The organism is Kitasatospora sp. NPDC001603, from assembly GCF_040298365.1.
Lineage (GTDB): Bacteria > Actinomycetota > Actinomycetes > Streptomycetales > Streptomycetaceae > Kitasatospora.
The window spans coordinates 32,603-47,122 of sequence record NZ_JBEPAA010000014.1; the positions used below are offsets into that span (position 1 = coordinate 32,603).

General features: G+C 74.7%; 12 protein-coding genes. 4 read left to right on the forward strand and 8 right to left on the reverse strand.

The window, feature by feature from the left end:
• The first annotated feature begins 55 nt into the window (after window positions 1-55).
• Window positions 56-1,237, forward strand: a complete 1,182-nt coding sequence (locus ABT263_RS12010) for a hypothetical protein (RefSeq protein ID WP_352290272.1) — start codon at window positions 56-58, stop codon at window positions 1,235-1,237.
• A gap of 110 nt (window positions 1,238-1,347) precedes the next feature.
• Here the strand turns inward: ABT263_RS12010 and ABT263_RS12015 are convergent, their stop codons facing one another.
• The 4 genes from ABT263_RS12015 to ABT263_RS12030 form a co-directional block, all read right to left on the reverse strand.
• Window positions 1,348-2,076 carry a class I SAM-dependent methyltransferase gene (locus ABT263_RS12015; RefSeq protein WP_352290274.1) on the reverse strand — a complete coding sequence of 243 codons (729 nt, stop codon included), beginning with the start codon at window positions 2,074-2,076 and terminating at the stop codon, window positions 1,348-1,350.
• 279 nt (window positions 2,077-2,355) lie between these two features.
• On the reverse strand, window positions 2,356-3,042 hold the full coding sequence (locus ABT263_RS12020) for an HAD family hydrolase (protein ID WP_352290276.1): 687 nt from the start codon (window positions 3,040-3,042) through the stop codon (window positions 2,356-2,358).
• A 34-nt stretch (window positions 3,043-3,076) separates the two neighbouring features.
• Window positions 3,077-3,280, reverse strand: coding sequence for a DUF397 domain-containing protein (locus ABT263_RS12025; RefSeq protein ID WP_352290277.1), 204 nt, complete (start codon window positions 3,278-3,280; stop codon window positions 3,077-3,079).
• On the reverse strand, window positions 3,270-4,130 hold the full coding sequence (locus tag ABT263_RS12030; protein WP_352290279.1) for a helix-turn-helix domain-containing protein: 861 nt from the start codon (window positions 4,128-4,130) through the stop codon (window positions 3,270-3,272). Before ABT263_RS12030 ends, ABT263_RS12025 begins: the two co-directional genes overlap by 11 nt.
• Window positions 4,131-4,407: 277 nt before the next feature.
• Between ABT263_RS12030 and ABT263_RS12035 the strand changes: the two genes are divergently transcribed.
• Complete coding sequence (locus tag ABT263_RS12035) at window positions 4,408-5,328, forward strand: PfkB family carbohydrate kinase (RefSeq protein ID WP_352290281.1); 921 nt, start codon at window positions 4,408-4,410, stop codon at window positions 5,326-5,328.
• Between the two features lie 66 nt (window positions 5,329-5,394).
• On the opposite strand, the gene soxR is transcribed toward ABT263_RS12035, so the two are convergent.
• Window positions 5,395-5,925, reverse strand: coding sequence for a redox-sensitive transcriptional activator SoxR (gene soxR / locus ABT263_RS12040; protein WP_352290283.1), 531 nt, complete (start codon window positions 5,923-5,925; stop codon window positions 5,395-5,397).
• 56 nt (window positions 5,926-5,981) lie between these two features.
• Here soxR and ABT263_RS12045 point away from each other — a divergent pair, with 56 nt between their 5' ends.
• Window positions 5,982-6,683, forward strand: coding sequence for a thiamine pyrophosphate-binding protein (locus ABT263_RS12045; RefSeq protein ID WP_352290285.1), 702 nt, complete (start codon window positions 5,982-5,984; stop codon window positions 6,681-6,683).
• A 58-nt stretch (window positions 6,684-6,741) separates the two neighbouring features.
• Window positions 6,742-7,635 (forward strand): transketolase family protein, encoded by an 894-nt coding sequence (locus ABT263_RS12050; protein WP_352290287.1) that lies wholly within the window; start codon window positions 6,742-6,744, stop codon window positions 7,633-7,635.
• A 44-nt stretch (window positions 7,636-7,679) separates the two neighbouring features.
• On the opposite strand, the gene treZ is transcribed toward ABT263_RS12050, so the two are convergent.
• From treZ to glgX, 3 genes are all read right to left on the reverse strand, one after another.
• On the reverse strand, window positions 7,680-9,425 hold the full coding sequence (treZ, locus tag ABT263_RS12055; RefSeq protein ID WP_352290289.1) for a malto-oligosyltrehalose trehalohydrolase: 1,746 nt from the start codon (window positions 9,423-9,425) through the stop codon (window positions 7,680-7,682).
• Entirely contained in the window at window positions 9,422-11,863 is a 2,442-nt protein-coding gene (gene treY, locus ABT263_RS12060; RefSeq protein ID WP_352290291.1) for a malto-oligosyltrehalose synthase, read from the reverse strand. Before treY ends, treZ begins: the two co-directional genes overlap by 4 nt.
• Before the next feature lie 139 nt (window positions 11,864-12,002).
• On the reverse strand, window positions 12,003-14,135 hold the full coding sequence (gene glgX / locus ABT263_RS12065) for a glycogen debranching protein GlgX (protein WP_352290293.1): 2,133 nt from the start codon (window positions 14,133-14,135) through the stop codon (window positions 12,003-12,005).
• Window positions 14,136-14,520: the final 385 nt, after the last annotated feature.

Sequence of the window (14,520 nt, forward strand, 5' to 3'; positions counted from 1 at the left end):
CCGGAACCGGGCCCGGCTACCCTGGGCCGGAACCGAACGGGTGGAGGTGGGGGGCATGAAGCCCTTGCGCAGGGCTGTCCTGGCGGCGGCCGCCGTGCCGCTGCTGGCGCTGACGGCGTGCCAGAGCGGCGGTACGGGGACGGGGGAGGCCACTCCGTCGGCGGGTGCCACGACGGGCACCGGCGGGCCGACGGCCGAGGTGCGGTTCCCGGAGAAGGTGCTCCTCGACACGCTGCCCACCGCGACCGAGGTCGGCGGCCTGGTCCTCTCGGTGAGCACGCACGCCGGGACGCCGGACGAGCGCTGCGTCCTGGTCACCGTCGGCGCGGACGGCGCGGCGCGGAAGGTGCGCAGCTTCGCGGTCAGCAACGGGCTCGCCAAGCCGCCGACCAACATCCGCGGCTGTGCGACCCCGGCCGGCTTCACCGCCGGCTTCGCCGGGATGGTCGGCACCGCGCAGTACGGCTTCCAGGACGCGGACCACCCCGGTGAGCCCCGCGTCTCCGTGCTCGGCCAGGGCGGCCCGACCGACCTCAAGGACATCTCCGGCCTGCCCGCCGCCGGCGCGGGCACCCGCCAGAGCGCCCCGGTCGTCGACCCGGTGAGCGGCGAGGTCGTGCACTGGGCCGAGTCGAGCGGTCCGGCGGCCGACGGGCGCCTGCGGGCCGTCCGGCCGGACGGCACCGGGGAGCACCCGGTCGAGGGGATCGGGGTGCGCGCCCCCGAGGCGCTCGCCTTCCTCGGCGGCCGGGTGGTGTCGGCGCAGGTGGCGAAGCGGGCGGTGGCCAACGGCGACGGCTCGCTGACGGTCGCCGCGGACGACCGGCGGACCGTCCGGGTCGGCCCGGTGGCCACGCTCGCCGCCAACCCGGTCGCGGAGGTCAGTGGCGGAGTGCTCAACCCCAAGGCGCTGGTGGGCGACCGCCAGGTGCTCAGCGCCGACGGGCGCGAACTCGCGCTGGCCACCGTGGACACCGCCGACCCGGCCCACCCGCGGATCGCGCTCAAGCCGCTCGCCACCATCCCCGAGCAGTTCTGGGGGCCCGCCGTCCAGGAGGAGGCGTTCGTGGTCGACCGCGCCGCCAACGCGGCGTACACCACCGTCCAGCACGGCTCGGAGAACCAGGGGCAGCGGGTGCTGGTCCTGCGGGTCGACCTCGCCACCGGCGCGGTGAGCGCGGTGGCGATGCTGCTGACCGACGGCGGGCGGGTGATGCCGCTCGCCGTCGTGGCGTAGCGGCACCACGCACTCCCGGCACCACGCGAACCCCGGCACCGCGCACTCCCGGCACCACGCACTCCCGGCACCGCGCACTCCCGGCACCACGCGAACCCCGGCGCCCGGGCCTACTCGGCCGGGCGCCGGAACAGGGCGCTCAGCAGCACCGGGATGCCGAAGAGCGGCGAGTCGGGCCCGTGCGGCACCATCGGGCGGATCTCGATCTCGGTGAACTCCGAGAAGAGGTGGCGCAGTTCGTCCGGGGTGTAGGCGAGGCCGCCGTCCAGCCGGCCGTTGCGGTAGAGCTCCCGGTCGGGGAGTTCGGAGCCCATGGCGCCGGCCGCGAAGGCGTTCACGACGAGGTGCCCGCCCGGCTTCAACACCCGCTCCAGCAGGGCGAGGTAGCTGATCCGCCGATGCGGCGGGAGGTGGTGCAGGCAGCCCGAGTCGTACACCAGGTCGTACTGCCGGTGCGGGAGTTCGACGGTGAAGATGTTGCCGCAGTGGAAGCGCACGTCGGCGCCGGCCTCGCGGGCCCGTTCGCCGGCCCAGGCGACGGCGGTGGGGGAGAGGTCGACGGCGTCCACCTCGAAGCCCTGCGAGGCGAGGTGGATGGCGTTGCGTCCGGGGCCGGCGCCGAGGTCCAGGGCACGGCCGGGGGTGAGCAGGCCGCGGTCCAGGTAGGAGACGAGGTTCTCGTCGGGCTTGGGGACGAAGAAGGGGCGCGGCGCGGAGCGGTCCGCGTAGAACTGGTCCCACCAGTCGCGGGCCTGGTCCGTCCACCGGTCGGCGGCGGGGGGGAAGAGCTGGTCCAGCAGGTCCAGGACGTCGTCGGTGGTGCGGATGTCGCGGTGCATCTGGTCCTCTCCACGGGCGGACGCGGGGCCGTCCGGTCCCCTCGATTCTAGTCGCCGGAAGAGGGAAACTGGCTGGTCGGAGGCCATTTTCCGGGCCGGTGGAGGCCGTGCCGGAAGCCCGCCGGGGCGGCCCCGACGGCCCGTCGGGCAGCTCTGGCCCCACCCCTCGCGGCCCGCCGCGTCCGCCCGCCGGGGGTGCCTCCGGTGGCCGTTGAGGGGGCGTGGAGAGCTGGGCGGAGGGGGCCGTTCCCCCAGCAGGAGGTAAAGCTTTCCGGGCCGTCACCGGCCGCCGGTCGCCCCGCCGCCGGTCCCCCCGCCGCAGGCGTGGTCGAGCGCGCGGCCGATCGCGGTGGCGACGTCCTCGGCGACCAGGGTGGGCCGGTACGCGTCCTGCGCCCACGAGCGGCCGGCCGACACCCAGACGCTGCCCAGGCCGAGCGCGTGCGCGCCCGCGATGTCGGCGTGCGCCGAGTCGCCGACCATCCAGGCGCCGCCGAGCGGCTGCCCCACCGTCTCGGCCGCGGCCCGGAAGATCTCCGGAGCGGGCTTCTTGTGGCCGACGGCCTCGGAGACCACCCAGCCCTGGACGATCCGGTCGAGCCCGGTACGGCGGATCTTCGCCTCCTGCTGCCCGGTACGGCCGTTGGTGACGATGACGCACGCCCAGCCGTCGCCCCGGGCCCGGGCCAGTGCCCGGCGGGTGGGAGCGGCGAGCTCCACGAGGTCGGCGCCACCGTTGTCGAGCAGGGCGTCGACGGCGCTCGCCGGTACCGAACTCCCGTACCGGGCCGCCAGGGCGGCGGCCATCCGGTCCTCCGGGGTGTACCCGCTCGCGTCGAGCTCCGCGATCCAGCCGAGGTCGCTGCCGGGCAGGCCGTGCTCGGCCAGGAACGCCCGGGCGGAGGCCAGGAAGGCGGCATCACGGTCGATCAGGGTGTTGTCGAGGTCCAGCATCAGCAGCGGCATGACCGGCAGTAGACCACGGGCGTCGCCGGCGACTTCAGGGCCGGACGGTCAGCTCACCGGTGTGCAGGGCGGTCAGGAAGGAGCCCCAGGCGTCGGCGGTGAAGGTGAGGGAGGGGCCGTACGGGTCCTTGCTGTCCCGCACCGGCACCGCACCGGCGGCACCGTCCGCGACCTCCACGCAGTTCCCGCCCTCGCTGCCGCTGAAGCTGCTCTTGCGCCACACCAGGTCAGTCGTCATCTCCGTACCCCTCCGCGACGAGATCGTGCATCCAGGACAGGGACTCCTCGGCGTTCATGGCGGTCGACGCGAGCTGGTCGAACACGATCACATGACGCGCGATGTCCGACTCCTTCTCCAGGTAGAGGCTGCTCGTCAATGCCTCGACATAGACGATGTCGCCCGGTACGTCGGCGAAGGAGAGAATGTGGAAGGCCATGCTCATGGCGGGGTGCGTTCCGGTGCTGAAGGGAAGCACCTGGATCGTGACGCTGGGCTTGTGCGCCAACTCGGCGAGATGGCGCACCTGGGCGCGCATGACCTCTGCCCCGCCGACCGCGCGGCGCAGGGCGGACTCGTTGAGGACCGCCTGGACGACCGGCGGATCGGCGCGCTGGAAGACCTCCTGGCGCTGGATCCGGAGTCTGACCCGGCGTTCGATCTCACCGTGCCGCTGCTCCGACGGCGAGATCCGGAACATGGCGCGGGCGTAGTCCGGCGTCTGCAGCAGCCCGGGGATCAACTCGGTCTCGTAGGCGCGTATGCGGGCGGCATCGGCCTCCAGCCCGACGTAGGTCTGGAACCAGTCGGGGAGGGCGTCCCCGTAGTCGTGCCACCAACCCCGCTGGGTGCTGCGGCGGGTCAGTGAGATGAACTGCCGCCGCTCGAAATCGTCCCGGACGCCGTACAGTTCGAGCAGTGCGCGGACGTCCGATTCCTTCAGGGTGGTCTGGCCCGATTCGATGCGCGAGACCTTCGCGGCGCTGAATCCCAGGGTGTCGGCGACGGTTTTCGCCTGCAGCCCGGTCTGCTCGCGCAGGCGGCGGAACTCGGATCCGAGCCTACGCCGGAGCACGGTCGGGCTGTCCACTCTGGCCGCTCCTTGTCAGTTGACGTCGAGTCACAGTCTGCCACCTCCTCTCGTGATCACAAGAGTCTTACCAGTCCGCGCAATTCCATGCGTGCGAATGTGCGGAAGGCACGGGGTTCGGCGGAATTCCGGCGGGGAGTGATGCCGGTGAATAGCCGGAATGCCGGGGTGGTGGTCGTGCCGGGAGCGGGAAGTCGGCCGGCCCGGATATTCACTCCGCGCGCGACCCGTCCGTGGCGGCCTGGCACGCGGGCGTCCGACCGTCTAGACAGGAGGGGTGAACAGAGAGACTCCCGGCCGTGTGGTGGCCGTCGGATCGGTGAACGCCGACCGGATCCTGCGCTGTCCCGTCCTGCCCGCGCCCGGTGAGACGGTGCTGGTGACCTCCGTCGACGAGGGTTTCGGGGGCAAGGGTGCCAACCAGGCGGTCGCCGCCGCCGCGCTCGGGGCGGCCACCCACCTGGTCGCGAGGGTCGGCGCGGACGACGCCGGCCGCCGGGCACTCGCCGAGCTGCGGCGCCGCGCGGTCGGCACCGGCACGGTGGGCACCGAGGGCGCGGCCGCGACGGGGCAGGCCCTGGTCATGGTGGATCCCGGCGGGGAGAACAGCATCCTGGTGCTGCCGGGCGCGAACGCGCTGCTGTCGGCCGGGCACGTCGCCGACGCCCTCGCCGCGCTGCGGCTGCGCGCCGGCGACGTGGTGCTGACCAGCGGCGAAGTCCCGACGCCGTGCCTCGAAGCGGCGGCCGGGGCCGTCGCCGCGGTGCCGGGTGCGCGATGGGTGCACAATGCCGCGCCCGCCGGGGCGCTCCCGGCCGGGGCGGCCGGACCGGGCACCCTGCTCGTCGCCAACGCGGTCGAGGCCCGGCAGCTCACCGGCGACGACGATCCGGCCGGGGCGGCCCGGGCGCTGGCGGCGCTCGGCGGGGCCGCGGTGGTCACCCTCGGCGGCGACGGCGCCCTATTCGCCGAGGACGGCCGCGGCGAACGCGTGACGGCGCCGCCGGTGGCCGTCGTCGACAGCACCGGCGCCGGTGACGTCTTCTGCGGCGCGCTCGCCGCCGAACTCGCCCGCGGCCTCCCGCTCGCCCGGGCGGCGGCCACCGCGGTGGCCGCCGGGGCCTTCGCCGTCACCGCGCTCGGTGCCCGCGGCGCCGTGCCGGGCCGCGCCGACCTGGACCGGCTGCTCGGAGGGTGAGGCCCGGGCCGTTCGCCGTCAGGGCGCCCGGTGCGGCCGCCCTCGGCGTGCGTCGCGGGAGAGCGGTCAGTCGTCGGTGCCCGGTTCGGGGCCGGTGGCCGGGTCGCGGGTGAGCAGGTAGCGCGCGCCCGGGCCGGCCGCGGCGGCGCGGTCGGCGGCGTTGTACAGGGCGCAGCGGGAGAGCGAGAGGCAGCCGCAGCCGATGCAGCCGGTGAGCTTGGCCCTGAGCCGCTCCAGCTCGGCGATCTGCTCGTCGATCCGGATCTGCCAGGACCGGGCGACGCCGTCCCACTCGGTGCCGGTGGGGGCGCGGTGCTCGGGGAGCCGGTCCAGGGCGACCCTGGCCTCGTCGAGGGAGAGGCCGACGCGCTGGGCGGCGCGGACGAAGGCGATCCGGCGCAGCGTGCCGCGGGTGAAGCGGCGCTGGCCGCCGGTGGTGCGGGTGGCGTGGATCAGTTCGAGCTTCTCGTAGTAGCGCAGCGCGGAGGTGGCGAGGCCGCTGCGTTCGGAGAGCTGGCCGATGGTGAGCAGGTCGTGCCGGCTCGGTCCGGTGGAGGCTCCGGAGTTCTCGCCGCGGGCGGATGCGGGGGCGGTCATGCCGCTCACTGTAGCCGCTTGACTTCAAGCTGACTTCAAGTTGCAGGATCGTGGGCATGACGACGAACACCGCCACCGCGGCCGGCTTCGAGCAACTCCCGGACCTGATCGGCCGGATGACCGGCGCCGAGAAGCACGGCCCGGCCGCCACCTCCACCCTGGACGTGCTCTGGGTGCTGTACGACCGCGTCCTGCGGGTCACCCCGGCCACCGCGGAGGACCAGGAGCGGGACCGCTTCCTGCTTTCCAAGGGCCACGGCCCGATGGCGTACTACGCGGTGCTGGCGGCGAAGGGCTTCATCGACCCGGAGCTGCTCCCGAGCTTCGGCGCCTACGACTCGCCGCTCGGCCACCACCCGGACCGCCTGCTGATCCCCGGGGTGGAGATCAGCTCCGGCTCGCTCGGGCACGGTCTGCCGCTGGCGGTCGGGACCGCGCTCGGGCTGCGCGCCCAGGGGCTCGACGACCCGGCGGTCTGGGTCCTGCTCGGGGACGCGGAGTTCGACGAGGGGTCGAACCACGAGGCGCTGGCCTTCGCCGGCGCGTACGGGCTGGACCGGCTGCACGTCGTCGTCATCGACAACTCCTCGGCCACGCACGGGTGGCGGGGCGGCATCGCGGCGCGCTTCGCGGGCGAGGGCTGGTCGGCCGAGACGGTGGACGGGCGCGACCACGAGGCGCTGTACGCGGCGTTCACCGCCGAGCACCCGGGGCGCCCGCGCGTCGTGGTGGCCCGGGTGGAGCCGAAGAACCCCTGAGCGCCGCCTCCGTCCGCCGCCCCGTCAAGACTCCTCACCAGTAAGGGACTTCACCTCCATGGACACCATGCGCGAGCGCTTCGTCGACGTGACCGCCCGGCTGCTCGACGACGACCCGCGGCTGGCCGTCGTGCTGGCCGACATCAGCGCCTCGGGCTTCGCCCCCGCCGCCGAGCGCCACCCCGACCGGGTGGTCAACGTGGGCATCCGCGAGCAGCTGCTGATCGGCGCGGCCGGCGGACTGGCGCTCACCGGGATGCGGCCGATCGCCCACACCTTCGCCAGCTTCCTGATCGAACGCCCCTTCGAGCAGGTCAAATTGGACCTCGTCCACCAGGGCGTCGGCGCGGTGCTGGTGAGCGCCGCCGGCTCCTACGACTGGCCCGCCGGCGGCCGGACCCACATGTCGCCGGGCGACGTCGCGCTGCTGGACACCCTGCCGGACTGGACGGTCCACGTCCCGGGGCACCCGGACGAGGCGGAGCGGTTGCTGCGGCACGCGGTGGCCGACGGTGACCGCAATGTGTACGTGCGGCTGTCCGAGCACCGCAACGCCTCGGCGGTACCGGTCGAGGCGGGGCGGTTCTCCGTCCTGCGCCGGGGTGCCAAGGGCGTGGTGCTCGCGGTCGGCCCGATGCTGGACGCCGTGCTGGCGGCCACCGAGGGGCTGGACGTCTCGGTGCTGTACGCGGCCACCGTGCGGCCGTTCGACGCGGCCGGGCTCCGGGCGGTGGTCGGCGGACGCGCGGACGTGGTGGTGGTCGAGCCCTACCTGGCCGGGACGTCCGCCGGGGAGGTGCACGCGGCGCTGGCGGACCGGGCGCACCGGGTGCTCCCCCTCGGGGTGCCGCGCGCGGAGCACCGGCACTACGGCTCGATGGCCGAGCACCTGGCCGCCTACGGCCTGGACGCGCCCGGGCTGCGGGAGCGGATCGGCACTTTCCTCTGGTGATCCGGCGGGCGAACCGAGGCGCGGGCCGGCCCCGGCCGCGCCGCTCACAGCCGGACGACCGCGACGGAGTCCGGCCCCAGCCGCACCGCCGCCCCGTCGAGCGCGCACTCCCCGAAGGACGCCACCACCTCCCGCCCCGGCCCCCCGAGCGGCAGCGCGGCGGGGGCGCCGCCCAGGTTGACCGCCACCCGGTGGGCCCCCCGGTGCAGCACCAGCCACCGGGCCGCCTCGTCGTACTCCGTCCGGACGGCCGCGAGGTCCGGGTCGGAGAGCTCCGGCCGGGTGCGCCGCAGCCGGATCAACGTCCGGTACCAGCTGAGCAGTTCGGCGTGCGGGGCGCGCCCCGGCTCGGTCCAGTCGAGGACGGAGCGCAGCACGGTGGCCGGCTCCTGCGGGTCCGGCACCGCGTCGGCCCGCCAGCCGTGCTCGGCGAACTCCCGCCGCCGGCCCTGGCGGACGGCCTCGGCCAGGTTCGGGTCGGTGTGGTCGGTGAAGTACTGCCACGGGGTCGCCGCGCCCCACTCCTCGCCCATGAACAGCATCGGGGTGAACGGCGAGGCGAGCACCAGGGCGGCCCCGCAGGCGAGCCGCCCGGGGGAGAGGCCGGGGGAGAGCCGGTCGCCGAGGGCCCGGTTGCCGATCTGGTCGTGGGTCTGCAGGTAGCCGAGCAGCCGGTGGCCGTGCGCGGGCGGGAAGGGCCGGCCGTGGCCGCGCTCCCGGAACGAGGACCAGGTGCCGTCGTGGAAGAAGCCGCGGGTGAGCGTCCGGGCCACGGCGGCCAGCGGGGCGCGGGCGAAGTCCCCGTAGTAGCCCTGGGACTCACCGGTGAGCGCGGTGTGCAGCGCGTGGTGGAAGTCGTCGCTCCACTGGGCGGTGAGGCCCTGGCCGCCGGCCTCGCGGGGGGTGGTGGTGCGGGGGGAGTTGAGGTCGGACTCGGCGATCAGGAACAGCGGCCGGTTGGTGGCGGTCGCCAACCGGTCGACTTCGCGGGAGAGTTCCTCCAGGAAGTGGACGGCGCGGTCGTCCGCGAGGGCGTGCACGGCGTCCAGCCGCAGGCCGTCGATCCGGTAGTCGCGCAGCCAGGCCAGCGCGCTGCCGATCAGGTACCGGCGCACCTCGTCCGAGCCGGGGGCGTCCAGGTTGACCGCCGAGCCCCACGGCGTGTGGTGCCGGTCGGTGAAGTACGGCCCGAAGGCGGGCAGGTGGTTGCCGGACGGGCCCAGGTGGTTGTGCACCACGTCCAGCACGACGCCGAGGCCCTTGCGGTGCGCGGCGTCCACGAAGCGCTTCAGCCCCTCCGGACCGCCGTAGGGCTCGTGCACGGCCCAGAGCGAGACCCCGTCGTAGCCCCAGCCGTGCCGGCCGGGGAACGGGCAGACCGGCAGCAGTTCGACGAAGTCGACACCCAGCTCGACGAGGTGGTCGAGGTGTTCGGCGGCGGCGTCGAAGGTACCGGCGGCCGTGAAGGTGCCGACGTGCAGTTCGTACAGCACGGCGCCGGGCAGCGGGCGGCCGCGCCAGCCGGTCCGCGACCAGCGGAACGCGGCGTGGTCGACGGACCGGCTGGGTCCGTCCGGTCCGTGCGGCTGCCGGGGCGAGCGAGGGTCGGGCAGCGGGCGGCCGCCGTCCAGCCGGAACGCGTAGTCCCCGGCCGGCGCCGGCCCGTGCCACCAGCCGGGCCGGCCGTCGTCCCGGGCCAGGAGGTGCCGCGCGCCGTCGACCTCCACCTCGACCCGTTCGGTGGCCGCCGGGGCCCACACCTCGTAGGTCCGGACCTCGTGCGTCGTCACGCCTCGCCCCTCCTGGTCAGCAGCGCCACGGGCTGCGCGGTCAGCAGCTCCGCCACCGGTACCGGGCCGGCCGGGTGGCGGCGTCCGGTCAGTTCGTCCGTCCACGCGCCGCCGGCCGGCAGGTCCAGCGCGGTGTCCTGCCAGCCGCCGGCCCGGGCGAGCCCGTACGGCAGCCGGGTGACCGCCGTGATCACGTCGTCGCCGCGGGCGAAGGCGAGCAGGTGGTCGGCGGCCGGGCCCCGGGCGGCCAGCGGCCGGTAGGCGCCCAGCGGCCGGCGGCGGCGCAGGTGCAGCGCCGTCGCGGTCAGGTGCAGCTTCTCCCGGGCGAGGTCGCCCGCCCGGGGGGTGGCCGAGTCGGTGAGCCGGACGGCGAGCGCGCCGAGGTCCACCACGCCCCGGTTGTCCGGGTCGACCAGGGTGTACAGCGGCTCCTCGCTGCCCTGGTAGAGGTCCGGCACGCCGGGCACGGTCAGGTGCAGCAGGGCGGCGGAGAGGGTGTTGGCCCGGGCGTGGGGCGCGAGGGCCCGGACGAAGCCCTCGATCCGCGGGAGCAGCCCCGGGTTGGCGTAGGCGGCCCGGGCCCGGTCGGCCAGGGCCTGCTCGAAGCGGGCGTCGGGGGCCGTCCAGGAGGTCCGCAGCTTGGCCTCGCGGGCGGCCTTGAGCAGCGCGGGGACGAGCCGGTCCGGCGTGATCGGCCAGGCCGCGACCAGCGTCTGCCAGAGCAGCCAGTCGCTGTTCGGGTCGCCGCCCGGGCCGGCGGCGGTGGACCAGGCGGCGGCCTCGTCGGCCCAGGCCCGCGGCTGCTCGGCGAGCACGGCGAGGCGGGCGCGGGCGTCGGCGCTGCGCTTGGTGTCGTGGGTGGAGAGCACCGTCATGGTGGCCGGCCAGTGCTCCTCGACGTAGTGGCACCAGGCGTGGAACGCGGCGGGCGGGAGCCCGGGCCGGGCCGGCTCGCCGCCGACCTCGTTCAGCGCGAGCAGCGCGTTCCAGCGGTAGAAGGCGGTGTCCTCGACGCCCTTGGCGGCGACGGCGGCGGCGGTCTGCGCGAAGCGGGCGCAGAACTCGTCCTTCTCGGGCCCGCTGCCGAGCCGTCCGAGGGCGAGGTCGGCGACCAGCCGCCCGGTGGCGTCCTCGGAGCCGTCGAGGGCCGCCCGCACCTGCTCCTCGGAGACCGCCGGGGCGGGCTCGCCGGGCCGGACGTACGGGCGGTACGCGGGGTAGCCGGTGAGCACCCGGCGCAGGGCGTCCCGCAGCTGCCAGGGCGCGTGGTCGGCGTGGGCGGGTTCGGCGGCGCCGATCCGCACGGCGAGCCGGACCAGCCGCTCGACCTCGGCCGCCAGCTCGCCGCGCGGGCCGGTCATGTCGGCCCGCCCGCGCCGGGCGGCGGCGACGGCCGGGTGCGGGTCGGCGCACGGCTCCCCGCCGGACCCGGCCCCGCTGACCGCGTGCTCGTAGGCGCCGGCCAGCCGGCAGGCGCCGGCGTGGTCGGTGAGCACGCCGTCGATGCGGCGCAGCGCGTCGTACCCGGTGGTGCCGGCGCACGGCCAGTCCCCGGGGAGGCGCTCCTCACCGGTGAGGATCTTCTCCACCACCGTGTAGGCGCCGCCGGTGGCCCCGGCGAGCCGGCGCAGGTAGCCGCGCGGGTCGGCCAGGCCGTCCGGGTGGTCGATCCGGAACCCGTCCAGGACGCCCTCGCGGTGCAGCCGCAGCAGCACGCCGTGGGTCGCCTCGAACACCTCGGGGACTTCGACCCGGACGGCGATCAGCTCGTTGACGGTGAAGAACCGCCGGTAGTTCAGCTCGGTGCGGGCCAGCCGCCACCAGGCGAGCCGGTACCACTGCCGGCTGAGCAGCTCGGGGAGCGGGAGGCCGGCGGTGCCGGGCCGCAGCGGGAGGGCGTGGTCGTGGTAGCGGAGCTCCTCGCCGTCGACCACGAGGTCGCGGAGGACGGCCCCGAGCCGGTCGCCGAGCAGCGGCAGCAGCACCCGGCCGCGGCCGGGGGAGTCCGGGGGGCCCGGCTGGGCGGTCCAGTCGATGTCGAACCAGGGTGCGTACGGCGAGTCGGGGCCGTCCCGCAGGACGTGCCAGAGCGGCCGGTTGAGCCGTTCGGGGACGGGGACGGCCATGTGGTTGGGCACCACGTCGGCGAGCAGCCGCAGGCCGTGCCGGTGGGCTTCGGCGGCCAGCGCGCGCAACGCCGGTTCGCCGCCGAGCTGGGCGCTGATCCGTCCGTGGTCGACGGTGTCGTAGCCGTGGGTGGATCCGGGGGCGGCCTCCAGCAGCGGGGACAGGTGGAGGTGGGAGACGCCGAGGGCGGCGAGGTAGGGCACCGCGGCGGTGGCGTCGTGGAGGGTGAAGCCGGGCTGCAGCTGGAGGCGGTAGGTGGCGGACGGTACTGCGGCCGGGCGGGGCTGGGCGGGCTCGGCGGCGTAGGTCATGTGTCCATGACTACCCGTGCGAGCCCGCGGCCAAGACCCGTTGCTGATCCGAACAGGTGAACGTGGTGACCGCGGCACGCCGTGGGGCCCGGCCGCGGACCCCGGGCGCCGCCCCGCGGCCGGGCGTCCGGCACCCGGCCTAGGCCGGCCGCTGGAGCACCATCAGCGAGCGGTCGACGAGCGAGAGCGCGTCCCCGGCCTTGACCCGGGCCCCGGTGCCGGGGGCGGGCAGCCGGGGCTGGGCGGTGTCGACCACGACCTGCCACTCCTGGCCGTGGTCGGCCGGGACGGTGAACTCCAGCGGTTCGAAGTGGGCGTTGAACATCAGCAGGAAGGAGTCGTCGACGATCCGCCCGCCGCGCCGGTCCGGCTCCGAGATGGCGTAGCCGTTGAGGAAGACGGTGAGCGACTTGGCGTAGCTGGCGCCCCAGTTGCGCTTGGTCATCTCCTCCCCGCCGGGGGTGAACCAGGCGATGTCGGTGAGGTCCTCGTGGTTGCCGTTGGCCGGGCGGCCGGAGACCGGGCGGCCGTGGAAGAAGCGGCGCCGCCGGAAGACGGGGTGGTCGCGGCGGAGCCAGATCATGCCCTGGGTGAATTCGAGCAGCCGGGACTCGGGGCCGTCGCCCTCGGGCCAGTGCACCCAGGCGAGTTCGTTGTCCTGGCAGTAGGCGTTGTTGTTGCCCTCCTGGGTGCGGCCGAGCTCGTCGCCGTGCGAGAGCATCGGCACGCCCTGGGAGAGCATCAGGGTGGCGATCAGGTTCCGCTGCTGGCGGGCGCGCAGTTCCTCGATGGCCGGGTCGGTGCTCGGGCCCTCGGCGCCGCAGTTCCAGGAGCGGTTGAAGGATTCGCCGTCCCGGTTGTCCTCGCCGTTGGCCGCGTTGTGCTTGTCGTTGTAGGAGACCAGGTCGCGCAGGGTGAAGCCGTCGTGGCAGGTGACGAAGTTGATCGAGGCGATCGGGCGGCGGCCGTCGTCCTGGTAGAGGTCGGAGGAGCCGGTGAGCCGGGAGCCGAACTCGGCGAGCGTGGCGTTCTCGCCGCGCCACAGGTCGCGCACGGTGTCCCGGTACATGCCGTTCCACTCCGTCCACAGCGGAGGGAAGTTGCCCACCTGGTAGCCGCCCTCGCCGAGGTCCCACGGCTCGGCGATCAGCTTGGCCTGGGAGACCACCGGGTCCTGCTGGACGAGGTCGAAGAACGAGGAGAGCCGGTCCACCTCGTGGAACTGCCGGGCCAGCGTGGCGGCGAGGTCGAAGCGGAAGCCGTCGACGTGCATCTCGGTGACCCAGTAGCGCAGCGAGTCCATGATCAGCTGGAGGACGTGCGGGCTGCGCATCAGCAGGCTGTTGCCGGTGCCCGTGGTGTCCTCGTAGAACCGCTGGTCCTGGGCGAGCCGGTAGTAGGAGACGTTGTCCAGGCCGCGCAGCGAGAGGGTGGGCCCGAGGTGGTTGCCCTCGGCGGTGTGGTTGTAGACGACGTCCAGGATCACCTCGATGCCGGCCGCGTGCAGCGCCTTCACCATCGACTTGAACTCCTGCACCTGCTGGCCTCTGTCCCCGGTGGAGGAGTAGGAGGAGTGCGGCGCGAAGAAGCCGACCGTGTTGTAGCCCCAGTAGTTGGCCAGGCCGAGGTCGCGCAGCCGGTGGTCGCGGACGAACTGGTGCACCGGCATCAGCTCGATCGCGGTGACGCCGAGCTTGGCCAGGTGCTCGATCACCGCCGGGTGGGCCAGCCCCGCGTAGGTGCCGCGGATCTCCTCGGGGATGCCGGGATGGAGCTTGGTGAGGCCCTTCACGTGGGCCTCGTAGACCACCGTGCGGTGGTAGTCCGTGCGCGGCGGCCGGTCGGTGCCCCAGTCGAAGTACGGATTGACGACCACCGAGTGCATGGTGTGCGGGGCGGAGTCGAGGTCGTTGCGGCGCTCGGGCGCGCCGAAGTGGTAGCCGTAGACAGACTCGTCCCAGTCGATGTTCCCGCTCATCGCCTTGGCGTACGGGTCCAGCAGCAGTTTGGCGCTGTTGTGCCGCTGGCCGAGGCCCGGGTTGTACGGTCCGTGGACGCGGAAGCCGTACCGCCGGCCGGGCTGGACCCCGGGGAGGTAGGCGTGCCGGACGAAGGCGTCCGTCTCGCGCAGCTCGACGGCCGTCTCCGACCCGTCCTCGTCGAGCAGGCAGAGCTCGATGCGGTCGGCGCTCTCGGAGAACACCGCGAAGTTGGTACCGGCCCCGTCGAAGGTGGCACCGAGGGGGTAGGGCTTCCCTGGCCAGACCTGCATGAGTCCTCAACTTCCTTGTGTCGGAGGGAAACTGACAGGTAGTCCGACTATCAGCCCGGACCCCGACGCTCTCTTCCCGGCTGGGCGGCCGGGCATGTGCGACGGTCGCGCGCCGTGACGCACGGCACAGTCCGCATACTCCCCGACGCCGCCCCCGAGGGCGGGGCCATTCGCCGCGTGTTCGCCCGAACGGGTGTCCGCCGGGTACCCCCGGGGCCGCCGGGACGCACGGGGCGGCCGGGGCGCACGCGCCCCCTCGGCCAACCGGCTGCGGGCGCCTCGCGGCGGGCAGTACCCTTGATCGTCCGGCCGCTTCCCGCGCCGTGGCGATCCATCAGGGAGTGCGGCGCCGGCGGACGCGGCAGGACCGGCAGCACCCGACAGA